The organism is Plantactinospora sp. B5E13, from assembly GCF_039871775.1.
GTDB lineage: Bacteria > Actinomycetota > Actinomycetes > Mycobacteriales > Micromonosporaceae > Plantactinospora.
Genome location: NZ_JBDPLT010000013.1, coordinates 31922 through 54166 on the forward strand (window position 1 = coordinate 31922; position 22245 = coordinate 54166).

The window sequence follows — 22245 nt, forward strand, 5'->3', positions numbered from 1 at the left end:
AGGCATGATTTCGCTGCGGGCGGTGAGGCGCCGGCCGGTCGGCGAGCACCGGCCGGGCCGGGGCGGGAAGTACGAGGAGGCAGAGTGGCGCGGCGCAGGCTGGGATTCTGGCGACGGTTCGCCGTCTCCGTGGTGAAGCCGGTGATGAAGGTCTGGACGCGCCGGGACTGGCGGGGCATGGAGAACGTACCGGCCTCCGGCGGGGTGATCATCGTCCCGAACCATCTCTCGCACGCCGACCCCCTGGTCTCCGCGCACTTCATCTACGACTCCGGACGCTGGCCGCAGTACCTGGGCAAGGCGAGCGTGTTCCGGGTCCCGGTCGTCGGCCGGATTCTGCTCTGGTGCCGGCAGATCCCGGTGGAACGGGGCACCGTCGACGCGGCCCGGTCACTGGAGACCCTGGAACGGGCGATCCGGGACGGTGGCGCGGTGGTGATCTACCCGGAGGGCACCACCACCCGGCAACCCGACATGTGGCCGATGCGCGGCAAGACCGGAGCGGCCCGGCTGGCGCTGGCCACCGGTGCCCCGGTGGTCCCGGTGGCGATGTGGGGGCCGCAGGAGATCTTCGACCCGCGTACCAAGAAGGTCGGCCTCCGGCCCCGGATCCCGGTGACCGTGGTGGCCGGGCCACCGGTCGACCTGAGCCGGTGGGCCGGTGCGGCGCCGAGCCGGGCGGTCCTGGACGAGATGACCGAGACCATCATGCTCCGGCTGCGTGACATGCTCGCGGAGATCCGCGACGAGACCCCGCCGCCGCTCTGGTCGGCCCCGGCGAAGCGCGGCGGGCAGAGGTCGTGATCCGGTCGATCGGGCGGGACGGGACGAGGGGCCGGGACGCCGGCGGGCGCAGCGAGGAGAGAACATGACGCACGCGGTGGTGCTCGGCGCCGGTTCCTGGGGTACGGCGTTCGCGAAGGTGCTCGCCGACGCCGGCCGGGAGGTGGTGATCTGGGCCCGCCGACCGGAGGTCGCCGAGGCGCTCGACCGCACCCGGACGAACCCCGACTACCTGCCGAACCTGCGGCTGCCGGCGACGGTACGGGCCACCGCCGACGCCGCCGGGGCGCTCTCCGGTGCCGACCTCGTGGTGCTGGCCGTGCCGTCACAGACCCTGCGCGGCAACCTCGCCGACTGGGCCGGTCACCTTGCCCCCGACTCCACCCTGGTCTCCCTGATGAAGGGGATCGAGCTGGGCACCACCAAGCGGATGAGCGAGGTGATCGTGGAGACCGCCGGGGTCGCGGCCGACCGGGTGGTGGTGGTCACCGGACCGAACCTGGCTCCGGAGATCGCCGACGGGCAGATCGCCGCGACCGTGGTGGCCTGCACCGACATGGACCGGGCGACGCTGGTGCAGTCGGCGATCAGTACGCCCTACCTGCGGCCGTACACGAACGACGACGTGATCGGGTGCGAGCTGGGCGGGGCGGTGAAGAACGTGATCGCACTGGCCGCCGGGATCGCCGCCGGGATGGGCCTGGGCGACAACACCAAGGCCACCCTGATCACCCGGGGGCTGGCCGAGACCGCCCGGCTCGGGGTAGCGCTCGGCGCCGACCCGCTCACCTTCGCCGGCCTGGCCGGGATGGGTGACCTGGTCGCCACCTGCACCTCGCCGCTGTCCCGGAACCGGACCTTCGGTGCACACCTGGGCCGCGGCGAGACCCTGGAGCAGGCCCAGCGGGCGACCCGGCAGACCGCCGAGGGCGTGAAGAGCTGCCTCGCCATCCGCGACCTGTCCCGGGCGCACGGCGTGGAGATGCCGATCACCGAGCAGGTCGAGCGGATCTGTCACGAGGGCGCCGACCCCCGCGCCGCGATGGCGGTGCTGATGAGCCGCAAGCCCCGGCCCGAGTAGCCCCGCAGTATCCGAGGAGCACGATGTCCGACGAGTCGAAGTTCGGCGACGGTACCCGGTCCGTCCACGCCGGGCTGCCGGAGCCGACGCCCGGTGAGCCCTTCCTGCCCGGCCCGGTTTTCGCCGCCCCGTACCACCTGGATCCGGTGCGCGGCCCGGAGGCGACCCCGAACGGGTACGGCCGACCGGACAATCCGACCCGGCGGCGGCTGGAGAGCGCCATCGGCGAGCTGGAGGGCGGTGACGCGCTCGCCTTCGCCACCGGGCAGGCGGCGATCACGGCGGTGCTGCTGCCGCTGCTCCGCCCCGGGGACACCGTGCTGCTCCCCACCGACGGCTACTTCCCGGTACGGGCGTTCGCCAGCGAGACCCTGGCCGGACTCGGGGTGAACGTCCGGTTCGTACCCACCGCCGGACCGTATCCGGCGTTCGACGGCGTACGGCTGGTCGTGGTCGAGACGCCGGCCAACCCGGGCCTGGACGTCTGCGACGTGGCCGGGTTGGCGGAGCGGGCACACGCGGCCGGCGCGCTGCTGGCGGTCGACAACACCACCGCCACCCCGCTCGGACAGCGACCGCTGGACCTCGGGGCCGACCTGGTCGTCGCCTCCGGCACCAAAGCGCTCACCGGCCACTCCGACCTGCTCCTCGGTTACGTCGCCAGTCGTTCCGCCGAGTTGCTGGAGCCGATCCGGGGCTGGCGGACCACCACCGGGTCGGTGCCGGGCGCCTTCGACGCCTGGCTGGCCCACCGCTCGCTGGCCACCCTGGACCTGAGGCTGGCCCGGCAGAGCGCCAACGCGGCGGCGGTCGCGGCCGCGTTGGCGGCCCGTTCCGACGTCTCCGGTCTACGGTGGCCGGGGCTTCCGGACGACCCGGCGTTCGCGGTGGCGAGCCGGCAGATGCGACGTTTCCCGGGGCTCGTCTCGTTCGACCTCGGCAGCGCCGACCGGGTGGCCCGCTTCCTCGCCGCCAGCGAACTCGTCTTCGCCGCGACCTCCTTCGGCGGGCTGCACACCACCGCCGACCGGCGGGCGCAGTGGGGGGACGACGTCTCCGCCGGCTTCGTACGCCTCTCCTGCGGCATCGAGGACACCGCCGACCTGGTCGCCGACCTGACGACGGCGCTGGACGTCGCCGCTGGGAAGTGAGCCGGGCGCGGTGCTGGGAGCAGCTGGGCTGAGGCGGTCCTGCGCGATGGGTGGATGCGGGATTCCCCGAGGTGCGGAAGGGTAAGGAAATCCGGCTCGACGGTGGTTGTCGGGTCCGGTTCCGGCTCGTGCCGACCGTCGTACCGGGGAGGCAGGACAATGGCGAACTCGGACATACCGGTCGTCGTCGGACTCGACAACGGCGGTAACAGCAACAACGCGACCGTGCTCGACCTCAACGGGCGGTTCCTGGTCGACACCCTGGTCGAAACCCCGTGCCAGGTGCTGAAGGGGCCGGAGGCGGCGGTCGAGGCGCTCGCCGACGCGCTGGCGCAGGTTCTCGCCCGCACCGGCACCCCCCGCGACCGGGTCCGGGCGGTCGGCCTCGACACCCCGGGCCCGGCCAGCGCCACCGGGGTGATCTCCTCGCGGGGGTCGACAAACTTCTCCCAGCCCGGCTGGCGTGGTTACGACATCCGGGGCGCCCTGGAACGCCGGCTCGACCTGCCGGTGGTCTACCACAACGACGGCAACGCGGCCGCGCTCTACGCCCACCACACCTACTTCCAGGACGAGGCGATGCACCGCTCCTCGGTCTCCGCCATCGTCGGTACCGGGCTCGGCGGCGGCGTGGTCGAACGCGGACAGGTGGTGACCGGCGCGGCCGGAATGGCCGGCGAACTCGGCCACGTGCACATCCCGCTCTTCGGCCTGCTCGCCGAGGGGCAGCCGGTGCCGCTGTGCAACTGCGGGTTCGTCGGGGACGCGGAGAGCGTCGCCTCGCTCACCGGGATCCGACGCAACCTGCTGCCGTACTGGCTGACCCGGTTCGTCGGGCATCCGCTCGGTGACCTGGACCCGGTCGAGGCGGCCAGGCAGGTCCGCTCGTACGGTGTGGACGGCGACCCGATGGCAGTACGGATCTTCGAGCAGCAGGCGATGGCGCTTGGCCGGCTCTTCACCATCGTGGCCAACTTCACCGACCCGGACGCCTACTTCGTCGGCGGTGGGGTGGTGGAGGCGTCACCGGAGTTCCGGGAGTGGTTCCTGGCCACCGTCCGGGCACACACCACGCTCCGTACCGAGCAGGAGGAACGGGCCCGGTTCGCGCTGGTGCCGGACCTCGACATGGCCGGTGCGCGCGGCTCCGCCATCGCCGCTCTGACGTTCGTGAACGGCCGGGGCGACGCGGGCTAGCACTCCGGCCGACTCCGCCGCGTACCGATCACCACCTACGGCCGGCCGCGGTCGCCGTGCGGCGGGCCGTCGGCGGACCGCGATGTCTCCGTGTCGCCTCTGCTTCGTGCTCTACCGCCATGTGGGGTTGGCACGGGCGCCTGCCGGTACTCGATCGCGCTCGCCATCCCCATGCCGAGCAGGATGACCACGACGACGATGGCCACCGTGACCGGAGGCAGCAGGGCAGTGGCCGGTGCCAGGCCGCCGAGCAGCACCAGCGCGCCGACCAGGGACCAGTTGATCTGGGTGAACACGACGTACGCGAGCGCGACGCGGCCGATCAGGAACACGGCCGGGCCGCCGATGATGACCGCGGCCCAGGCGGTCGGGGTGTCGCCGAAGGGACGATCGATGACAAGCCGACTGGTGGTGGCCATGCCGACGATGCCGGCCACCATGACCAGGTGCAGGAAGGCGGTGATCTTGTTGAGTTGGGCCGGGTCGGCGGAGCCGGCGATGGTGGTGGCCATCATCTCACCCGCGCGGTAGCTGTAGATCCGCCATATCAGCACCTTGATCAGGAAGACCGCGACGAGTGCCTCGGCGTGCCCGATGGTGTGCTCGGGGGTCCGGGCGTAGGCGTTGCCGGTGACCAGGATCGACACGCCGAGCGCGATGATGACGAACTGCCGGTAGCGCTCGGCGACCCGCTCACCGACGATCCGCTGGTCGCGCCCGGGGAGCGGGCGCCAGGACCCGGGCGCGGGCCAGTCGAGAATCGTCCCGACGTACTCCAGCACGATCGCCGCCGCCCACAGCACCTCACGGGTGGTGCCCGTCTCGACTCCTCCGACGAGCCAGCCCACCCCGGTGAGGGCGAACCAGAACAGGATCCGGAGGTTTCGGGTCCGCAGCGTGGGAGGGGCGAAGAGCAGCATGTAGAGACCCGTGCCGAGGTGGATCGCCACGTACGTGAGCGCGAACTGCAGGCCCCGCGACCCGTACGCCTCGCCCGCCATGGCGCCCATCACCAGCACGCCCACCATGACCCAGAGGACCCGCGGCAGGAGGATCGTCGGACCCACCAGGTCACCCGCCCACGAGGTCTGCGCCCAGAGCAACGTGAACGCGAGCAGCAGCACCAGGGTCTGACCGGCGCCCGACCAGCTCAACTGAGCGAACAACTTCTCCGCCAGCGCGGTCAGCACGAAGACGAACGCCAGGTCGAAGAAGAGTTCCAGGAACGCGGGCCGGTTCTGCGCCTCGTGTGGGTCCGCCGATCCGCCGCCCTTGTCCGCCGCCATTGGTCAGCCCATCTCGATCCGCGCACCCACGGGAGAGCCGGCGCGGCCGGGCGGGAGGTGGGCCGCGCCCCGCCCACGCGCCACGCGAGCACCGGTACGACGCTCCGCACGCCTCGTTCACTCCGAGGGTAGGAGGTCGGCAGGGGGACGCACCGGCGTTTGGCCGCCGAACCCGGCCCCGTTTTGTACCGTTCAGGAGACAGGTACGCAGGAGGCCGAAGCCGTGACGACCGCCGAGTTGCCCCGGATCCTCCGTAAGCCCGGCGAGCCCCAGGTTCCGGCCTTCCTCGAACTCTTCTTCGACCTGGTCTACATCTTCATGCTCTCCCGGCTCGCCGCCGGGCTGGCCGACGACCTCAGCGCCCGCAACCTGCTCCAGACCGCGGTGCTGCTCTCCGCCGCCTGGTGGGTCTGGGTGCTGACCGCCTGGCTCACCGACATCTTCGACCCCCGGTTGGCGATCATCCAGGCCACGACGCTGGCGGTCATGTTCGGCGCCCTGGTGATGGCGATCGCCGTGCCGCACGCCTTCGGCGCGCAGGGCTATCTCTTCGTCGCGGCGTACTTCGCCATCCACGTCGTCCGGGACGCGGTGCTCGTCCCCGGCACCCGGGTCAACCGGGACGTCCAGGCCCGGAGTGCCCGGGTCTTCTTCTGGTTCCTGGTCACCGCCCCGCTCTGGGTCGCCGGGGTCTTCGTGGACGGGACCGCCCGGCTGGTGTTCTGGGCGGTCGCGGTGGCGATCGACCTCGGCTCGGCCCGGCTCGGGTGGCCCACCCCGAGACTCGGCCGCACGGAACTCGCCAGCCGGGTCTTCACCCGGGAGCACCTCTCCGAACGGCACCGGCAGATCTTCGTCGTCGCGCTCGGCGAGCTGGTGCTCACCGCCGGCACCGGACTTCAGGCCCGGGACTTCGCCGGCGTCGTGGTGGCCACCGGCGCGGCGGGGTTCGGCGGCGCGGTGCTGCTGTTCCTGCTCTACCTCTTGCGGGTACGGCGCCTGATCGGGCCGGACGGGGGCGGTCCGGTGGACCGGGTACGGCCGAGCATCTACACCTCGTACACCCACCTGGTGATGGTGAGCGGGGTGTTGCTGATGTCCACCGGTACCACCCTCGCGGCCGACCGCCCGTACAACTACTCGCGGGTCTCCTGGGTTCTTGTCATCTTCGGCGGCCCCGCGCTCTTCCTCCTCGGCAGCTGCCTCTTCGATCACCTGGTGACCGGTCGGTTCCTCTGGCCCCGGGCGATCGCGATCGTCGTCCTGGTCGCGATCGGGCCGGCGATGCCGCTGCTGTCACCGTTGAACGTCATGCTCGTGGCGAACGTGGTTCTGCTGGGCACCCTCGGCGTCGAACTGGTCGGCGGCCGGCGACGCCGCGCCGCCCGCCGGTAGCGCGGCGAGACCGGCGGCCGGCGGGGTCAGCCGGAGCACGGCCGGTGGAGGTAGCCCCACCCTGAGCCGGCTCAGGGTGCCGGAACTGGGGGAGGGGTCGGGGATCACGCCGGATTCCCTGTCCCCGGTACGCGACCAGGCTGGTCGCATGGCCTTCCCCTCCGCACGCTCGTCGCCCACCACCCGCCCGTTCACCCTGGTCGCCGCCGGCGGGCTGGGCCTGACCGCGTTCCTCGGGGTCGTCGCCCACCTCGCCCCCGACCCCGGGATGAGTCCGTTGTCGCTGACCATCAGCGACTACGCCGTCTCGAACAACGGATGGCCGATGAACCTGGCCATCTTCGTCCTCGGGGCCAGCTCGCTCGCCGTACCGCTGGCGCTGCGGGCGGCCCGGGTCGGCGCGGGGCGGCTCGTCGAGGGCCTGCTGCTGGTCTGGTGCCTGGGACTGGTCGCCTCGGCGCTGGTGCCGACCGACCCGATCGGCACGCTCGAACTGACCACCCGGGGATACGTACACCGGTACGTCTCGGTCGCCGCCTTCGTCGCCCTGCCCGTCGCCGCGTTCCTGGCCGCACGGCGGCTCGCCGCCGACCCGCGCTGGCACCCCACCGTACGCCGGTTGCGGCTGCTGGCGGCGGTGAGCGTGCTCGGTCTGGCGGGGCTCTACTACGTCGCCTTCCCCGGCGAGCGGGTGATGATGGGCCTGGTCGAACGGATCCTGGTCGTCACCGAACTGGCGCTGCTCGCCGTCCTCGTCGGACAACTGCGTCGGCTGGCCGTGGCCGACCTGCCGGCCCGTACCCCGGTTGGAGCGGTGGCGGAGCCCGGCTGCGGGCGCGCGGCGGCCCGCTCAGTCCTGGCCGGTCGCGATCCGTTCGACCAGGTCGCGGTAGTCGCCCTTCATCGGTAGTTCGCGGTCGACGACGAGCCGGCGACGGGTGCTGGTCACCTCGAGACCGTGCACCGGATCCCGGCCGGTGTGCGGGTACGACTCCCAGCGCAGCCCGATGCCGCGACGCTGCCAGGTCGGCAACCCGGCGAAGTTGATCCCGTGCCGGAACAGCAGCTCGTTCTTGTCCGAGGTGCTGGTCCCGGCCAGGGCACGGCTCGCCTGGCTGGCGGTGTGCCCGCCGTGCCGCAGGGTCCAGTAGCACCAACCGTTCAGCGCGCACCGGGCCGCGTCCGACTGCCGCCAGGAGAAGTAGTCCACCACGTCGGTGACGCCGGTGCCGAGCCACAGGCGGGAGTCGAAGTGCGCCGCCTCGCCGCACGCCCGGGTGAACGTCGCGCTGGCGATGCCGGCCGAGATGGAGACGAGCTTCTCCACACCGCGTCCGAAGAGGTGGAACCCGGGATCGAGCAGTACGGAGATCTCGTCGCTCTCGGTGTACGCGTACCGGCCGCCGAGTTCGGTGAGCAGCGCGCCGGTGGCACGGTCAGCCCGTGGAAGTACTCCCGGGCCCGTTGCCGGGCCTCGAACTCGTCGCTGTGCACCGTCAGCCGGCCACGGTGGGGTAGCGGGCCTGGAAGGCGAGTCGGGCGTCGGCGTCCTCGGCGATCCGACCGACGACGTCGTCGAGGGCGAGGAACGCCTGCCACGGCTGTTCGTCGCCGGCGGCGGCGAGCCGCTCCACGACCAGCTGTTCGAGGTCCGGCACCCGGGCGCCCTTCCAGATCTTGTCGGCGAGGCTGACCAGGAGTTCCTCGGTGCTCGCCTCGGGATGGTCCCAGTTCGCGTGGCTCCCGGCGAACCGGGCGAACTCCTCGCCGACGCCGTACGAGAGCAGGAGCCGGTGCCCGGCGGACTCGTGCCGGCTGCCCGGGCCGGAGAGTTCGGCCGGATGCTCGATCTTGCCGATGTCGTGGGTGGCGGCCCCGAACAGCACCGCGACCGGGTTCACGGCCAGCCGGGGATACCGTTCGGCGAGCCAGTCGAGCAGTTGGGCGGCGACGTCGTGTACGGCACGCAGGTGGGCGGCGAGTCGGGGTGGGGCGGCACAGGCCAGCAGCAGTTCGGCGGCGGGGGCGGGAAGCGGCCGGAGCACCGGGTCGCCCTGGTCGGTGAGGGCTCGGTGCAGCGCGCTGGTCGTCATGCTGAGCAACGGTAGCGGTGGCGGCGTACGGCGTCGCCGCTGCGGACCCGCCACGCCCCCTGTCCGCCGACCCGGACCGGCGGAGCAGGGGACGTGGGGCACCGTGGCTGGGCGGGCCGAGCGTTGCCGGGGGACGCGGCTCGGGACCGCCAACCTCCCTTCGGTCAGGGGAGAATGGGGGAGGCGGGCAGCGCGGTGGTGAATGCGGTCCAGGCGGTCGGTGCGAAGAGCAGCACCGGGCCGGCGGTGTCCTTGGAGTCGCGGATCGCGATGGTGCGGGCGGTGCCGTCGTGGGCGAGCAGGGCGAACTCGACACAGGCGCCCTGGTCGCCGCTGCGGGTGCTCTTGCGCCAGCTGGCCCGGGCCAGCAGCGCGGTCGTCTCCGGTGACATCTCACAGTCCTTTCAGGAGGCGGTTGATGGTGTCGCGGCTCTCCGCCGGGCTCAGCGCGACGGCCCGTAGGTGTTCCATGATCTTGGCGCAGGTCCGCAGGTCGTACGGCCGGTCGAGGATCAGCTGACCGGCGACGGTCTCGACCGAGGCGAGGATCGGGTCCTCCGGGTCGGCGAACTCGAGGATGTGCAGTGAACCGCGGGTGCCCCGGTGGTAGCCGGCCCTCAGCGGGACGACCTGGATGGTCACGTTCGGCAGTTCCGAGGTTTTGAGCAGGGCGTGGAGTTGCGCGGCCATCACCGGCTCCCCGCCGACCGGACGCAGCAGCGCGCCCTCGTCGACGATGGCGTCGTAGATCGGCGGGTCGGACTCCTTGAGGCGTTGTTGTCGGCCGAGCCGGATCTGCACCCGCTGCTCGACCTCGTCGTCGCCGAGGGTGTGCGGGCCTCCGCGCATGATCGCGCGGATGTACTCCGGGGTCTGGAGCAGGCCCGGCACCACGGACGGCTCGAAGTTGGCGATCGCCGTCGCCTCGGCCTCGACGGCGATGAAGTCGATCGTCCGGCGGTCCAGGATGTACGAGTAGGAGACCCACCAGCCCGGTTTGCGGGCCTCCTTCGCGAGTTGGACCATGTCCTCGATCTCGCTCTCCGGTCGCCGGTAGAGGGTCAGCAGTGCGCGTACCGAGGCGGGACTGACCATGGTCTGCGCGTTCTCGTAACGGGAGAGCGTGCTGCGGGTGCTGTTGATCTCGTCAGCTGCCTGCTCGAGGGTGAGCCCGGTCGCCTCGCGGGCATGGCGCAGAGCGATGCCGAGTCGGCGGGCGCGGAATGACTTCGGAGCCATGCATCGATCCTGTCATATGGAGACGGGAATGCGTGCATGAGAGAAGACCCATGAGAGTTGCATTCACGCGTTCACAACTGGCAATCTGTTGTCACGTCCTCACTGCCGGTGGTCGTGTCGACGGTGGCTGTGGGTGACCGAAGGGGAATGAGGCGCACGGCGATCGGACCTTCCCGTACCCGATCGCCGTGTTCCTTCCGCCAGCTGCGGACCTGGAGGCGACAGATGACCGCGACCCCCTGCTGGCCCCGGATCTCCCGATGTCGCTGGTGCGCCCGACCGGTGCTCCGGGACAACGACGGGGCGTGGATCCACGCCGACCTGGCCTACGTCTGCCGGGACCGCGGAGGTGGACTGGCCGGCACGACCGCCGAGCCGGAAGCAGCCCGCCGTGTGGGCTGACGTGTGGGCTGACGTGTGGGCTGACGTGTGGGCTGACGGGTCCACGGGGTGTCGCCGGGACGGAGGCGACAGCCGTCACCCCGACCGGTGGCTGGGACTGTCCTGATGACCCGCTACCTCGTTGTCCTCACCGATGTACGGCCGCTGACAAAGGAGGGTCGGGACGAGCGGATCGAACCCGAGCGGCGGCGTCAGGTGGTCGGCGCGACCAGCCGCGAGGCGGCGGACCGGATCGCCGCCGCCTTCGCCGCGCTCGGCATGGTCCGGGCGGGCCGACAACGGGTCAAGGTGCTCGCCGTCGGCCGCCGCCGGGCCGAGGTGTGAGGAGGGACCTGCGGCGCCGGGGCTCGACGAATTGCGGTGCAACCGGAATCAGCCGGGCCTCGACGAACGGCGGTGCAACCGGAACCAGCCGGGCCTCGACGAACGGCGGTGCAACCGGAACCAGCACCGACGTACCAACCAGAGGAACTCGCGGACGGGCCGGCTCCACCAGCGGAGCAGCAGGGTCGTCAGCATCACCGTGAAGAGGATCGAGCCGACCTCCTCGACCTCCTCGGGCAGATACCCGCCGAGGCTGATCAGCGACGCTCCGACGACCAGCGCCGCGAGCCGCAGCGGGGCCGCGACGACGCCGGGCCGGTAGCGGTCCGCCCGGAGCGGGGCGCGGATTGGTGCGGGCAGCCTGGCCAGTTGCCGGCGGAGCAGTACGGCGACGCCGGCACCGGCCGTGACAGTCACCGTCATCCCGAGGGCCGTCGCGAGGAGTCCGGACGGGAGCAGTTCCGCAATCGTCACCACGACGAGGTTCGCGAGCAGGAGCAGCACGCAACCGAGGTCGGTGAGCAGCCAGAGCGTCTGCCGGGCGCCGACCGCCGCGGTTCGTGACGCGCCCGGGGCGTTCGGTACCGCCTGGAGCACCCCGCCCAGAAACGGAGTGCCGCGTGCCCACCGCCCCCGCTCGGCGTCGAGCTTCGCCAGGCCGTACAGCGCCTGCGGGTTGTCGGGAGCGAGGCGTAGGGCCTCCAGGTACGCCGTCCGGGCCCGCCCGAACTCGGCCATCCGGTGCTGCACCCTGCCCTCGGTCACCTGCGCCCAGACACTCTCCGGGTCGAGATCCCGGGCCCGCCCGGTGGCGGCCAGCGCGGCGAGTACGGCCCGGGTGCCGCGCTGGCACAGCAGCGCCTCGGCCCGGATGAGCTCGTAGTCGGCGTCGTCCGGGGCGAGCCTGCGGCCCTGTTCGGCGGCGGCCACCGCCTCGGGGATGCGGCCCAGTTCGCGCAGCGCGACAGACCGGTTGCCGTGGACCCGAGGGTTGTCCGGAGTGCGTGCAGCGGCCAGGTCGAGCGCGGTCAGCATCTCGGACCAGCGGGCCTCCAGCTGGTGGCAGTGGGCGAGCACCTGAAGGGCGTCACTGTCCTCCGGGTCCTCCCGCAGCGCCTCCGCGACCAGCCGGTACGCCGCCTCGACCCGATCGACCTGGGTTAGCTGCAAGGCCCGGTGGAGCAGGGCCGTCCGGCCGCTTCCGGCGGTGCCCGTCCCCGCCGCACCGGTCCCGGCCCCGCCACCCGCCCCGTCGGCCATCAGAGCAGCTTCCGCCGCTTCAGGTACGCCACCAGGTCGTCGTACGCGCCACCCTCGTTGGCGAACATCGCCACGTTGCGGGCGGTGGCGAACCACGGCTTCGTCGACGGACGGATCTCCTTCAACGCCCGGTCGAAGTCGCGCTGCTCGATCATGCGTACCTCGCCCCGGCGGATCGAGTCGGCCATCGCGTACTCGGCCGCGGACTCGCAGAGGTGGGCCAGGTCGGCGCCGGAGAAGTCCTCCGTGCTCTTCACGATCCGCGGCAGGTCGATGTTGGCGATCGGGCGCTCCCGCAGGTGGTACTGCAGGATCGAGGTCCGGGCCGGGGCGTCCGGCGGCAGCACCAGCACCACCCGGTCCAGCCGGCCGGGCCGGCGCAGCGCCGGGTCGACGTCCCACGGCGTGTTGGTCGCGGCGAGGACGAAGACCCCCTCGTTGTTGCCCTCCACGCCGTCGAGTTCGGCCAGCAACTGGTTGCCGATGGTCCGCATGTTGCTCGACGTGACCTTGGAACGCTTGTGCCCGAGCGCGTCGACCTCGTCGAGGAAGAGCACACACGGCGCGCTGCGCCGGGCGGCCTCGAACAGCTCGTGCAGGTTCCGCTCCGAGTTGCCGATCCACATGTCCAGCACGTCCACGATGGAGAGCGAGATGAACTTTGCCCCCATCTCGCCGGCGATCGCCCGGGCCAGGAAGGTCTTGCCGCAGCCCGGCGGCCCGTACAGCATCAGACCGCCGCGCAGGCTCTTGCCGTACAGCTTGCGCAACTCCGGGTTGCGCAGCGGGCCGAGGAAGGCGAGCTCGAGCCGTTCCTTGACGTCGGTCATCCCACCGACGTCGGCGAGCCGGATCGTGGAGGTCTCCACGTCGAACATCCGGTCCGCCTCGCCGGCCACCGGCTCCGGCTCGTCCCCGGCAGCGAACCGCGGCGGTACGACGTCCGCGAGTTCCTGCTCGTAGGCGGCGAGCGGATCGTCCGCCGACGACCCGGCGGAGGGCGCCGACGGCCCGGTGGAGGGCGCCGACGGCGGCCCGGCCGGCTGCCCCGGCCCCGAGGTCGCCGGCGTGCCGGAGGAGGCGGCGTCCGCCGCGTCGGGCGCCGGGGTGGTGGCGGGTGCCGGGTCGGCCGGCGGTACCCCGAGCGCCCGCTGCATCAGCCGCTGCGCCTCCTGGTCCGAGGGGTTCCGGGCGAGCGCCTGCCCGATGTGCGCGATCGCCTCGCCGGACCGGCCCCCGTCCAGCAGCAGCCCGGCCAGGTGCAGCCGCAGCGGTACGTCGTCCGGATTCGCCTCGACGGCGGTGGTGAGACTGGTGATGACCGAATCGGAACTCACAAGACGTGCAGCCTAGACGTCGACCGCCACACTGGCGACGCCTCGCCACCCGACCCCTCGTCAGCCACTGCCGTCACCGCGATCCCGCTGTCACCGACCGTATCCGGGATGCTTACCCCGTCGAGGTTTCCCATTGCTGAAAAGGGGTGTGGACCCGGACGGTGGCCACGCAGAGTAGGGTCACCCGGAAAGGCGCAGGCGGTGCCCGGGCGGCGGTTCCTCCCCGTCGCGCCGGTGGCCGGGCGCGGCCGGGACGCGGGAGGTACGGTGCCGCGAACGAACGGTGACGCGAAGGAAAGGTGACCGAAGTGACCACCCCAGGCAAGACCCGCGTGGCCGTCGTCTTCGGCGGTCGCAGCACGGAACACGCCATCTCCTGTGTCAGCGCGGGAGGCATTCTCGGCGCCCTCGACCCGGACGAGTACGAGGTGGTTCCGGTCGGCATCACCCGGGCCGGCCAGTGGGTGCTGACCGACGGCGATCCGAGCGTCTTCGCGATCGCGGACCGTCGACTGCCGGAGGTCACCGCCGCTGCCGGATCCGCGGTCGTACTGCCGGCCGACCCGACCGGCAACGGGCTGATGGTGCTGGACCCGACCGAGGGGGCGCAGGCGCTCGCCGACGTCGACGTGGTCTTCCCCGCCCTGCACGGCGCCTACGGCGAGGACGGCACCATCCAGGGGCTGCTGGAAATGGCCGGCATCCCGTACGTGGGGGCGAACGTCTTCGCCTCGGCGGCGGCGATGGACAAGGAGTTCACCAAGAAGCTCGCGGCCGCCGAGGGGATCCCGGTCGGCCCGTACGTCGTGCTGCGCAGCGGGGTCAGCCTGACCGAGGAGGACAAGGAGCGGCTCGGGCTGCCGGTTTTCGTCAAGCCGTCCCGGGCCGGTTCGTCGGTCGGCGTGAGCAAGGTCTCCGACTGGGCCGACCTGGAGGCGGCGGTCGCCGCCGCCCGGCAGATCGACCCGAAGGTGCTGGTCGAGGCGGCGATCGTCGGTCGTGAGGTGGAGTGCGGGGTGCTGGAGGCGGAGGCCGGCGGCGGTCCCGAGGCCTCGGTGCTGGCCGAGGTCCGGGTCGCCGAGCACGACTTCTACGACTTCGAGGCCAAGTATCTCGACGACGACTGCGAGTACGACATTCCGGCCGACCTGCCGGAGCGGGTCACCCGCCAGATCCAGGAGTACGCCTGCCGTACCTTCACCGCGCTGGACTGCGCCGGCCTGGCCCGGGCCGACTTCTTCGTCACCCCGGAACTGGACGTCTACCTCAACGAGATCAACACCATGCCCGGCTTCACCCCGAGGTCGATGTTCCCGCAGATGTGGGCGGCGAGCGGCCTGGAGTACCCGAAGCTGGTCAGTCGACTGATCCGGACCGCGTTGCGCCGGGGCACCGGCCTGCGCTGACGGTGACCCGGCGCGACGAGGATCAGCGGCGGCCGGCCGGCACCCGCGGCGTCCCGCGCCAGCCGGCCAGCGGGCGCGGCGTGCGGTCGGCCGGCAGGCGCGGGGTTCAGTTGGCCGGCAGGCGCGGCGCTCAGCCGCAGCCGCCCGGCGCCTCCGGCAGCGACGGCACCGAGGCGACGATCGACTCGGAGACCGGTGCCGCCCACTCCACCGTCTGGGGCTGGCCGGTCGGCACGGTGAGCCGTACCGGCACCTCGCGGTCCACGGTGGTCAGTGCGAGGCTGCCGGTGGCCTGCTCGGGCAGCCAGCAGACGCCGTTCACCACGAAGAGTTCGACGTCCGGCGGGACGGTCGGAGTCTGCGCGCCGCAGGCCAGGGTGACCGCCGGGTCGCCGTACGCGGCGTTCTGCTCGGCTCCGGCGGTGACCGGTCGCTGGTCGAGGCCGCGCAGCGTGGCCGGCAGTTGGGAGAGCAGCGCCCGGCAGACGGTGGCCGGCCGTTCGGCCAGGGCCGGTGCGGCCATCTGCACCGGGGCGGTGGACTGTGGCCGGGCGGCCGTCGGGGTGGCGGTCGGGGTGGTCGCCGCCGGGTCCGGCCGGAGCTGGCCGAAGACGAGTACGCCGACGATCAGCGTCAGGGGCAGCGCGACGACCGTCGCCCAGAGTGCCGCCTGGCGGGTGGTCCCCCGGTCACCGGGGCCCGGAGCGGGCGACCCGGTCGGCGTGTCGGCCCTGGCCGAGGTGGTCGACTCCCGGGTGGTGTCCCCGGTGCCGGTGGACGCCGTGGTGTCCCCGGTGGTCGACTCCCGGTCGGTGCCCGACCTGCCTGTCGTGTCCGACTTGTCGGGCCTGGTGATGCCGGCCATCTACAGCCGCACCACGGAACAGGTCACGGTACGGGTGATGCCCGGCACCAGTTGCACCTTGCTGACTATCATCTTGCCCAACTCGTCCACGGTGTGCGCCTCGCTGAGTACCACCACGTCGTACGGTCCGGTGACCGCGTCGACGCGGACGACCCCCGGAATATCCGCGATGCGTGCGGCCACGTCACGTGCCTTTCCGACCTCAGTCTGGATGAGGATGTACGCCTGGACCACGATCCGCCTCCCGTCCGCCGCCGATCGGCTCGACCGTGAAAATACCGTACGGAGCAGGTCGGATCTCGATGGGTGGTCGGAGGGGACACGATGAGCGATCGAATCGGCCGGCTCGACGGGTACGACGGGAGGTCTGGGTGAGCGTCACGCGGGCCGGTGAGTTCGGGCTGATCGCCCGGGTGACGGCACGGCTGGGGACCGGGGCGGCGACCCTGCTCGGACCGGGTGACGACGCGGCCGTGGTGCACGCCCCGGACGCCCGGGTGGTCGCCTCGACCGACGTCCTGGTCGACGGGCGGCACTTCCGGCGTGACTGGGCGAGCGCGGTGGACGTCGGCCACCGGGCGGCGGCGGCGAACCTGGCCGACATCGCCGCGATGGGCGCCGTGCCGACCGCGCTGCTGGTCGCCCTCTGCATGCCGCCGGACCTGGAGGCGCAGTGGGCGGAGGAGTTGGCCGACGGCCTGGCGGCGGAGGCGGCCAAGGTGGGGGCGAGTGTGGTCGGCGGCGACATGTCGGCGAGCCCGACTCTCACCATCGCGGTCACCGCCCTCGGTGACCTGGGTGGTCGGGCTCCGGTGGTCCGCAGCGGGGCCCGGGCCGGGGACATCGTCGCGCTCGCCGGCCGACTAGGGTACGCCGCGGCCGGGTACACCGTACTGTCCCGGGGGTTCCGCACCCCGAAGGTGCTGGTCGAGGCGTACCGGCGGCCGGAGGTCCCGTACGGGGCGGGTCCGCAGGCGGCCCGGCTCGGCGCCACCGCCATGATCGACGTTTCGGACGGGCTGATCGCCGACCTGGGGCACATCGCGGCGGCCAGCCGGGTCGGGATCGACCTGCTCGGCTCGGCGTTCGAGATCCCTTCCCAGATGCGGGACGCGGCCCACGCGCTCGGGGTCGACCCGTACTCCTGGGTGCTCGGCGGCGGCGACGACCACGCCATCGCCGCGACGTTCCCGGAGGATCTGCCGCTGCCGTCCGGCTGGCGCCGGGTCGGGCACGTGGTGCACGGGGTCGGGGTGACCGTGGACGGGCGGCCGTACAAGGGGCCGGCCGGCTGGGACCACTTCCGCTGAGTCCGGGCCGGCGCTGCCGCGGAGCCCCGAGGCCGGCGCCGGCGTGCTGCCGGGCCCCGGCCGCCCCGACGGGGTCTTCGTCACATGATCGCGCCGGAGAAGGGACGCCGGCCCTACCCTGGTGCGCGTGAGTGACCTGGAAATTCGGGACGAACCATACGATTCCCCTGCGGCGCAGCGCCTGGTCGCCGCCACCCTGGCCGACCTGGCCGCCCGGTACGGCGGCAGTGGTGACGAGACCCCGGTCGCACCGGCCGAGTTCGCGCCGCCGAACGGGACGTTCCTGGTGGCGTACCTGGACGGGGAACCGGTCGGCTGCGCCGGTTGGCGCTCACACGGCGACACCGGCGAGGTCGCCGAACTGAAGCGGATGTACGTCTCCCCGGTCGCCCGTGGCCGGGGAGTCGCCCGCGCCGTGCTGGCCGGGATCGAGGAGTCCGCGCGCAAGCACGGTCGCCGGCGGCTGGTGCTGGAGTGCGGCGACCGGCAGCCCGAGGCGGTCGCGCTCTACCAGAGCAGCGGATTCGAACGGATTCCGGACTTCGGCTACTACCGCGACGAACCGGGCGTGCTCTCCTTCGGCCGCTGGCTCTGACCGGTCTTCCGCCGCCGCGACAGCCGGAGATCGGGGCATGCGGAGATCGGGACATGCGGAAAGCCGCCGGGTACCCGCCCCGGCGGCTTTCACTGCGTCACGGCGTGCTCAGGCGCGGGCGACCTTGCCGGCCTTGATGCACGAGGTGCAGACCTGGAGCTTGCGGGTCGTGCCGCCACCGGCCGGGGTACGCACCGACTGGATGTTGGGGTTCCAGCGGCGGTTGGTCCGCCGGTGCGAGTGGGACACGTTGTGGCCGAAGCCAGGCCCCTTGCCACAGATGTCGCACACGCTAGCCACGGGATACTCCTGGAAATTGATCGTACGTAGGGCTGCCGACAGGGCGCTGCCAGGCAACCTGGTCAGGTTACCCGATGCCCGGGCCACCCGGCCAATCGGCTCCGACCGGCGGGAACCGGTGGATTGATCGTACGGCAGCCCGGGCGCGTGGTCGGTGGTCGCCAGTAGGCTTCTCGCCGTGCTGCAGACCCTCGACGCCGCCGCCCTGCGTCGGTGGTGCGCGGGTGGACTGGCCGTGCTCCGGCGCCACCAGCACGAGATCAACGAACTGAACGTCTACCCGGTGCCGGACGGCGACACCGGCACCAACCTGGTGCTCACCCTGGCCGCCGCCGAGGAGGCCCTGCACACCGAGGCGGACCCCGCTGCTCCGCCCGCCGCGTCCGGCGCCACCGGGTCGGCACACGGCCGGGTGCTGCGGCGGCTGGCGCGGGGCGCCCTGCTCGGCGCCCGGGGCAACTCCGGCGTGATCGTCTCGCAGTTGCTACGCGGCCTCGCCGACGCGCTCTGTGACGTGCCGGTGGTCCGGGGACGGGCCCTCGCGGCGGCACTGCGGACGGCCAGCGCGGCGGCGTACGCGGCGGTGGCCCGACCGGTGGAGGGGACGCTGCTCACCGTCGCGGCCGCGGCGGCGACCGGTGCCGAGCGGGCGGACACCGACGACCTGCCGGTGGTGGCCCGGGCTGCCGCCACCGCCGCCGACCAGGCGTTGGCGCGTACCCCGGAGCAGTTGCCGGCGCTGGCCTCCGCCGGCGTCGTCGACGCCGGCGGACGCGGCCTCTGCCTGCTGCTGCACGCCCTCGTCGAGGTGATCACCGGTGACCCGTCCGTGGCACCGGCCGACGAGCCGGCGACCCCCGGCCGGGCGCCCCGGCCGGGTCCGCCCGCCCCGACCGTCCGGGAGACCGGCTCGGCGGACTTCGGCTACGAGGTGCAGTACCTGCTCGACGCCGAACCGGCGGCGGTGGACCGGCTCCGCACGGAGCTGGACCGGCTCGGCGACTCACTGGTGGTGGTCGGCGACGGGGCCGGGCCGGGGGAGACCGCCACCTGGAACGTGCACGTGCACGTCAACGACGTCGGGGCGGCGATCGAGGCGGGCGTGGTGGCCGGCCGGCCGTACCAGATCCGGGTGACCCGGTTCGCGGACCAACCGGCCGGGCCGGAGCCCGTGCCGCCGGTGCCGGCCGGCCGTCCCGAGCGGGCGGCCGTGGTGGTGGCGTCCGGCCCCGGCCTGGCCGCGATCCTCGCCGCCGAGGGCGTCACCGTGGTCGACGGGAACCCGTCCGCCGGGGATCTGCTGGACGCGATCCGGCGCACCGGTGCCCGGCAGGTGGTGGTGCTGCCGAACGACCCGAACACCCAGGCGGTGGCGGGACTCGCCGCCGAGGAGGCCGAGGCGGGCGCGGCCGGACCTGGGGTACGGGTCAGCGTGGTGCCGACCCGCTCCCCGGTGCAGGCGCTCGCCGCCCTGGCGGTCCGGGACCCGGCCCGGCGGTTCGACGACGACGTGATCGCGATGGCCGAGGCCGCCGGCGCCTGCCGGTACGGCGAGGTCTGCCACGCCGGCCGGGAGGCGCTGACCGTCGCCGGACGGTGCCAGCCGGGCGACGTGCTCGGGCTGGTGGACGGCGAGGTGCACGTGATCGGTGCCGAGCTGGTGTCGACCTGCGCGGGGCTGCTCGACCGGATGCTCGGCGGCGGCGGCGAGCTGGTGACCCTGCTGCTCGGCGCGGACGCGCCGACCGACCTGGCCGACGTGCTCCGGGCCCACCTGGCCCAGCGGTGGCCGTTCGTCGAGGTGCACCACTACTCGGGCGGTCAACCGTTCTACCCCTTGCTGGTGGGGGTCGAGTGACGGCGCAGTCGGGTACAGCGTGGTTCGGCACAGCGTGGTTCGGGACGGGTGCGGCGTGGGAGGGGCGGGATGACAGGGGCGACGGATCCGGTCGGGGTGGACACCCCGCTGCGGAAGCTGATCGGCGACAAGACGGCGAAGGCCCTGGCCAGCCACCTCGACCTGCACACCGCCGGTGACCTGCTCTACCACTTCCCGCGCCGGTACGACGAGCGTGGCCAGCACACCGACATCCGTTCCCTGGAGGTCGGCGAGCAGGTCACCGTCCTCGGCCAGGTGCGCAAGACGACGGTACGTCCGATGCGGCAACGCCGCGGCAACCTGCTGGAGGTGACCGTCGGCGACGACTCCGGCGGGCTGCTCACCCTCACCTTCTTCGGCAACCAGGCGTGGCGGGAGCGTGACCTGCGACCCGGCCGGTGGGGACTGTTCGCCGGCAAGGTCACCGAGTTCCGGGGCAAACGCCAGCTCAACGGCCCGGAGTACGTCCTGCTCGCCGATCCGTCTTCCGCCGACGGTGCCGACGGCGCCGGTGGGGAGGGCGGGGCGGGCCGGGCTGCGGAGAGCGCCGCCGGCCCGGTCACCGGTGACGAGATCGAGGAGTTCGCCGGTGCGCTGATCCCGGTCTACCCGGCCGCCGCGGCGGTACCGACCTGGGTGCTCGCCCGGTGTGTCCGGGTGGTGCTGGACACCGTCGAGGCGCCGGAGGACCCGCTGCCGGCGACGGTCCGGGCCACCCGCAACCTGATCGGGCTCGGTGCCGCCCTCCGGGACATCCACCGGCCGGCGACGAAGGAGGAGCTGTTCCGGGCCCGGCGCCGGCTGAAGTGGGACGAGGCGTTCGCCGTACAGCTGACCCTGGCACAACGGAAGCGCCGGGCGGCGGACTGGCCCGCCCGCCCCCGCCCCCGCCGGGACGACGGGCTGCTCGCCGCCTTCGACAGCCGGCTGCCGTACGAGCTGACCGCCGGGCAGCGGGAGGTCGGCGAGGAGATCGCCGCCGACCTCGGCACCCCGCATCCGATGCACCGGCTGCTCCAGGGCGAGGTCGGTTCCGGCAAGACGGTCTGCGCGCTGCGGGCGATGCTCCAGGTGGTCGACGCGGGCGGGCAGGCGGCGTTGCTCGCCCCGACCGAGGTGCTGGCCGCGCAGCACTACCGGGGCATGCTCGACCTGCTTGGCCCGCTCGGCCGGGCCGGCGAACTCGACGGCGACCCGAACGGCACCCGGCTCGCCCTGGTCACCGGCTCACTCGGCGCGGCGACCCGCCGCCGGACCCTGGAGACGGTCGCCGCCGGCGAGGCCGGCATCGTCGTCGGCACCCACGCCCTGCTCTACGAGGGGGTCGACTTCGCCGACCTCGGTCTGGTCGTCGTCGACGAGCAGCACCGGTTCGGGGTCGAGCAGCGGGACGCGTTGCGGGCCAAGGCCGAGCAGCCGCCGCACACGCTGGTGATGACCGCGACCCCGATTCCGCGTACGGTCGCGATGACCGTCTACGGCGACCTGGAGATCTCCACCCTGTCGCAGTTGCCCCGGGGGCGCTCGCCGATCGCCTCGCACGTCGTACCGGTGGCGGAGAAGCCGGCCTTCCTGGACCGGGCCTGGCGCCGGCTGCGCGAGGAGGTCGCGGCCGGCCACCAGGCGTACGTCGTCTGTCCCCGGATCGGCGACCAGGCGGCGACCGCCGAGGAGGTGGCCGGCTCCGGGGAACCGGGTGAGGACGGCCGGCGCCCACCGCTGGCGGTGACCGAGATCGCTCCGCTGCTCGCGGACGGGCCGCTGCACGGGCTGCGGATCGGGGTGCTGCACGGGCGGCTGCCGGCCGACGAGAAGGACACCGTGATGCGGACCTTCGCCGCCGGGCAGCTCGACGTGCTGGTGGCGACCACGGTGATCGAGGTCGGGGTCGACGTACCGAACGCCACCGTGATGATCGTGCTCGACGCGGACCGGTTCGGCGTCTCGCAGCTGCACCAGTTGCGTGGCCGGGTGGGCCGGGGTTCGGCGGCCGGCCTCTGCCTGCTGGTCACCGAGGCGGTCGAGGGTACGCCCGCCCGGGAACGTCTGGACGCGGTCGCCTCCACCACCGACGGCTTCCGGCTCGCCGAACTCGACCTGGAGCAGCGGCGGGAGGGTGACGTGCTCGGGGCGACCCAGTCCGGGCGCCGCTCACACCTGCGGCTGTTGTCGTTGCTGCGTGACGCCGAGCTGATCCGGGACGCCCGGGTCGAGGCGCTCGCCCTGGTCGGCGAGGACCCGGAGCTGGACCGCCATCCGGCGCTGGCCGCCTCGGTGGCCGCTCTGGTTGACGAGGATCGTGCCGAATACCTCGAAAAGGGCTGAAGCCGAAGGCTGTGGC

The 22245-nt window shown here is 72.8% G+C and carries 23 protein-coding genes; 13 read left to right on the forward strand and 10 right to left on the reverse strand.

Annotation, left to right across the window (positions count from 1 at the left end; all coding sequences use genetic code 11):
• The first annotated feature begins 84 nt into the window (after positions 1-84).
• The 4 genes from ABGB05_RS14375 (at position 85) to ABGB05_RS14390 (ending at position 4212) form a co-directional block, all read left to right on the forward strand.
• Entirely contained in the window at positions 85-804 is a 720-nt protein-coding gene (locus tag ABGB05_RS14375; protein WP_347653780.1) for a lysophospholipid acyltransferase family protein, read from the forward strand.
• 64 nt (positions 805-868) lie between these two features.
• Positions 869-1864 (forward strand): NAD(P)H-dependent glycerol-3-phosphate dehydrogenase, encoded by a 996-nt coding sequence (locus tag ABGB05_RS14380; RefSeq protein ID WP_347653781.1) that lies wholly within the window; start codon positions 869-871, stop codon positions 1862-1864.
• A 23-nt stretch (positions 1865-1887) separates the two neighbouring features.
• Positions 1888-3015, forward strand: a complete 1128-nt coding sequence (locus tag ABGB05_RS14385; protein WP_347653782.1) for a cystathionine gamma-lyase — start codon at positions 1888-1890, stop codon at positions 3013-3015.
• A gap of 159 nt (positions 3016-3174) precedes the next feature.
• Complete coding sequence (locus ABGB05_RS14390; RefSeq protein ID WP_347653783.1) at positions 3175-4212, forward strand: ROK family protein; 1038 nt, start codon at positions 3175-3177, stop codon at positions 4210-4212.
• 35 nt (positions 4213-4247) lie between these two features.
• On the opposite strand, the gene ABGB05_RS14395 is transcribed toward ABGB05_RS14390, so the two are convergent.
• Positions 4248-5498 carry a low temperature requirement protein A gene (locus ABGB05_RS14395; protein ID WP_347653784.1) on the reverse strand — a complete coding sequence of 417 codons (1251 nt, stop codon included), beginning with the start codon at positions 5496-5498 and terminating at the stop codon, positions 4248-4250.
• Between the two features lie 223 nt (positions 5499-5721).
• Here ABGB05_RS14395 and ABGB05_RS14400 point away from each other — a divergent pair, with 223 nt between their 5' ends.
• Together ABGB05_RS14400 and ABGB05_RS14405 are read left to right on the forward strand one after the other, a co-directional pair.
• Positions 5722-6894: a low temperature requirement protein A gene (locus ABGB05_RS14400; protein WP_347653785.1), complete on the forward strand. Its 1173-nt coding sequence runs from the start codon at positions 5722-5724 to the stop codon at positions 6892-6894.
• A 148-nt stretch (positions 6895-7042) separates the two neighbouring features.
• Positions 7043-7804, forward strand: coding sequence for a DUF998 domain-containing protein (locus ABGB05_RS14405; RefSeq protein ID WP_347653786.1), 762 nt, complete (start codon positions 7043-7045; stop codon positions 7802-7804).
• On the opposite strand, the gene ABGB05_RS14410 is transcribed toward ABGB05_RS14405, so the two are convergent.
• The 4 genes from ABGB05_RS14410 to ABGB05_RS14425 all read right to left on the reverse strand — a co-directional run bounded on the left by ABGB05_RS14410 (position 7745) and on the right by ABGB05_RS14425 (position 10226).
• A complete protein-coding gene (locus ABGB05_RS14410) occupies positions 7745-8314 on the reverse strand; it encodes a tRNA(His) guanylyltransferase Thg1 family protein (RefSeq protein WP_347653909.1) in 570 nt (189 codons plus the stop codon). The genes ABGB05_RS14405 and ABGB05_RS14410 overlap by 60 nt on opposite strands.
• A gap of 76 nt (positions 8315-8390) precedes the next feature.
• Positions 8391-8987, reverse strand: a complete 597-nt coding sequence (locus ABGB05_RS14415; RefSeq protein WP_347653787.1) for an HD domain-containing protein — start codon at positions 8985-8987, stop codon at positions 8391-8393.
• 164 nt (positions 8988-9151) lie between these two features.
• Positions 9152-9379 (reverse strand): DUF397 domain-containing protein, encoded by a 228-nt coding sequence (locus tag ABGB05_RS14420; protein WP_347653788.1) that lies wholly within the window; start codon positions 9377-9379, stop codon positions 9152-9154.
• Between the two features lies 1 nt (position 9380).
• Positions 9381-10226, reverse strand: a complete 846-nt coding sequence (locus ABGB05_RS14425) for a helix-turn-helix transcriptional regulator (RefSeq protein WP_347653789.1) — start codon at positions 10224-10226, stop codon at positions 9381-9383.
• Positions 10227-10451: 225 nt separating this feature from the next.
• Between ABGB05_RS14425 and ABGB05_RS14430 the strand changes: the two genes are divergently transcribed.
• Both ABGB05_RS14430 and ABGB05_RS14435 read left to right on the forward strand, forming a co-directional pair.
• A complete protein-coding gene (locus tag ABGB05_RS14430; RefSeq protein WP_347653790.1) occupies positions 10452-10628 on the forward strand; it encodes a hypothetical protein in 177 nt (58 codons plus the stop codon).
• A gap of 105 nt (positions 10629-10733) precedes the next feature.
• On the forward strand, positions 10734-10952 hold the full coding sequence (locus tag ABGB05_RS14435) for a hypothetical protein (protein WP_347653791.1): 219 nt from the start codon (positions 10734-10736) through the stop codon (positions 10950-10952).
• A 48-nt stretch (positions 10953-11000) separates the two neighbouring features.
• On the opposite strand, the gene ABGB05_RS14440 is transcribed toward ABGB05_RS14435, so the two are convergent.
• Both ABGB05_RS14440 and ABGB05_RS14445 read right to left on the reverse strand, forming a co-directional pair.
• Positions 11001-12212, reverse strand: coding sequence for a tetratricopeptide repeat protein (locus ABGB05_RS14440; protein ID WP_347653792.1), 1212 nt, complete (start codon positions 12210-12212; stop codon positions 11001-11003).
• Positions 12212-13549, reverse strand: a complete 1338-nt coding sequence (locus tag ABGB05_RS14445; RefSeq protein WP_347653793.1) for an ATP-binding protein — start codon at positions 13547-13549, stop codon at positions 12212-12214. The genes ABGB05_RS14440 and ABGB05_RS14445 overlap by 1 nt, the downstream gene beginning before the upstream one ends.
• Positions 13550-13857: 308 nt before the next feature.
• On the opposite strand from ABGB05_RS14445, the gene ABGB05_RS14450 reads away from it, so the two are divergent.
• Positions 13858-14955 (forward strand): D-alanine--D-alanine ligase family protein, encoded by a 1098-nt coding sequence (locus tag ABGB05_RS14450; protein WP_347653794.1) that lies wholly within the window; start codon positions 13858-13860, stop codon positions 14953-14955.
• A 130-nt stretch (positions 14956-15085) separates the two neighbouring features.
• Here the strand turns inward: ABGB05_RS14450 and ABGB05_RS14455 are convergent, their stop codons facing one another.
• Both ABGB05_RS14455 and ABGB05_RS14460 read right to left on the reverse strand, forming a co-directional pair.
• Complete coding sequence (locus ABGB05_RS14455; protein ID WP_347653795.1) at positions 15086-15820, reverse strand: DUF3515 domain-containing protein; 735 nt, start codon at positions 15818-15820, stop codon at positions 15086-15088.
• A complete protein-coding gene (locus ABGB05_RS14460) occupies positions 15821-16054 on the reverse strand; it encodes an Lrp/AsnC ligand binding domain-containing protein (RefSeq protein WP_347653796.1) in 234 nt (77 codons plus the stop codon).
• A 137-nt stretch (positions 16055-16191) separates the two neighbouring features.
• Here ABGB05_RS14460 and ABGB05_RS14465 point away from each other — a divergent pair, with 137 nt between their 5' ends.
• Positions 16192-17130: a thiamine-phosphate kinase gene (locus ABGB05_RS14465; RefSeq protein WP_347653797.1), complete on the forward strand. Its 939-nt coding sequence runs from the start codon at positions 16192-16194 to the stop codon at positions 17128-17130.
• Positions 17131-17257: 127 nt separating this feature from the next.
• Positions 17258-17725, forward strand: coding sequence for a GNAT family N-acetyltransferase (locus ABGB05_RS14470; RefSeq protein ID WP_347653798.1), 468 nt, complete (start codon positions 17258-17260; stop codon positions 17723-17725).
• A gap of 108 nt (positions 17726-17833) precedes the next feature.
• On the opposite strand, the gene rpmB is transcribed toward ABGB05_RS14470, so the two are convergent.
• On the reverse strand, positions 17834-18025 hold the full coding sequence (gene rpmB, locus ABGB05_RS14475; protein ID WP_123555573.1) for a 50S ribosomal protein L28: 192 nt from the start codon (positions 18023-18025) through the stop codon (positions 17834-17836).
• Between the two features lie 178 nt (positions 18026-18203).
• Between rpmB and ABGB05_RS14480 the strand changes: the two genes are divergently transcribed.
• Together ABGB05_RS14480 and recG are read left to right on the forward strand one after the other, a co-directional pair.
• Positions 18204-19883 (forward strand): DAK2 domain-containing protein, encoded by a 1680-nt coding sequence (locus tag ABGB05_RS14480; RefSeq protein WP_347653799.1) that lies wholly within the window; start codon positions 18204-18206, stop codon positions 19881-19883.
• A gap of 69 nt (positions 19884-19952) precedes the next feature.
• On the forward strand, positions 19953-22229 hold the full coding sequence (gene recG, locus ABGB05_RS14485) for an ATP-dependent DNA helicase RecG (protein WP_347653800.1): 2277 nt from the start codon (positions 19953-19955) through the stop codon (positions 22227-22229).
• Positions 22230-22245: the final 16 nt, after the last annotated feature.

Coding starts and splice junctions, on each gene's coding strand:
- ABGB05_RS14380 (WP_347653781.1), top strand. CDS start 869: ATGACGCACGCGGTGGTGCTCGGCGCCGGTTCCTGGGGTACGGCGTTC.
- ABGB05_RS14385 (WP_347653782.1), top strand. CDS start 1,888: ATGTCCGACGAGTCGAAGTTCGGCGACGGTACCCGGTCCGTCCACGCC.
- ABGB05_RS14390 (WP_347653783.1), top strand. CDS start 3,175: ATGGCGAACTCGGACATACCGGTCGTCGTCGGACTCGACAACGGCGGT.
- ABGB05_RS14395 (WP_347653784.1), bottom strand. CDS start 5,498: ATGGCGGCGGACAAGGGCGGCGGATCGGCGGACCCACACGAGGCGCAG.
- ABGB05_RS14405 (WP_347653786.1), top strand. CDS start 7,043: ATGGCCTTCCCCTCCGCACGCTCGTCGCCCACCACCCGCCCGTTCACC.
- ABGB05_RS14415 (WP_347653787.1), bottom strand. CDS start 8,987: ATGACGACCAGCGCGCTGCACCGAGCCCTCACCGACCAGGGCGACCCG.
- ABGB05_RS14420 (WP_347653788.1), bottom strand. CDS start 9,379: ATGTCACCGGAGACGACCGCGCTGCTGGCCCGGGCCAGCTGGCGCAAG.
- ABGB05_RS14425 (WP_347653789.1), bottom strand. CDS start 10,226: ATGGCTCCGAAGTCATTCCGCGCCCGCCGACTCGGCATCGCTCTGCGC.
- ABGB05_RS14430 (WP_347653790.1), top strand. CDS start 10,452: ATGACCGCGACCCCCTGCTGGCCCCGGATCTCCCGATGTCGCTGGTGC.
- ABGB05_RS14435 (WP_347653791.1), top strand. CDS start 10,734: ATGACCCGCTACCTCGTTGTCCTCACCGATGTACGGCCGCTGACAAAG.
- ABGB05_RS14440 (WP_347653792.1), bottom strand. CDS start 12,212: ATGGCCGACGGGGCGGGTGGCGGGGCCGGGACCGGTGCGGCGGGGACG.
- ABGB05_RS14455 (WP_347653795.1), bottom strand. CDS start 15,820: ATGGCCGGCATCACCAGGCCCGACAAGTCGGACACGACAGGCAGGTCG.
- recG (WP_347653800.1), top strand. CDS start 19,953: ATGACAGGGGCGACGGATCCGGTCGGGGTGGACACCCCGCTGCGGAAG.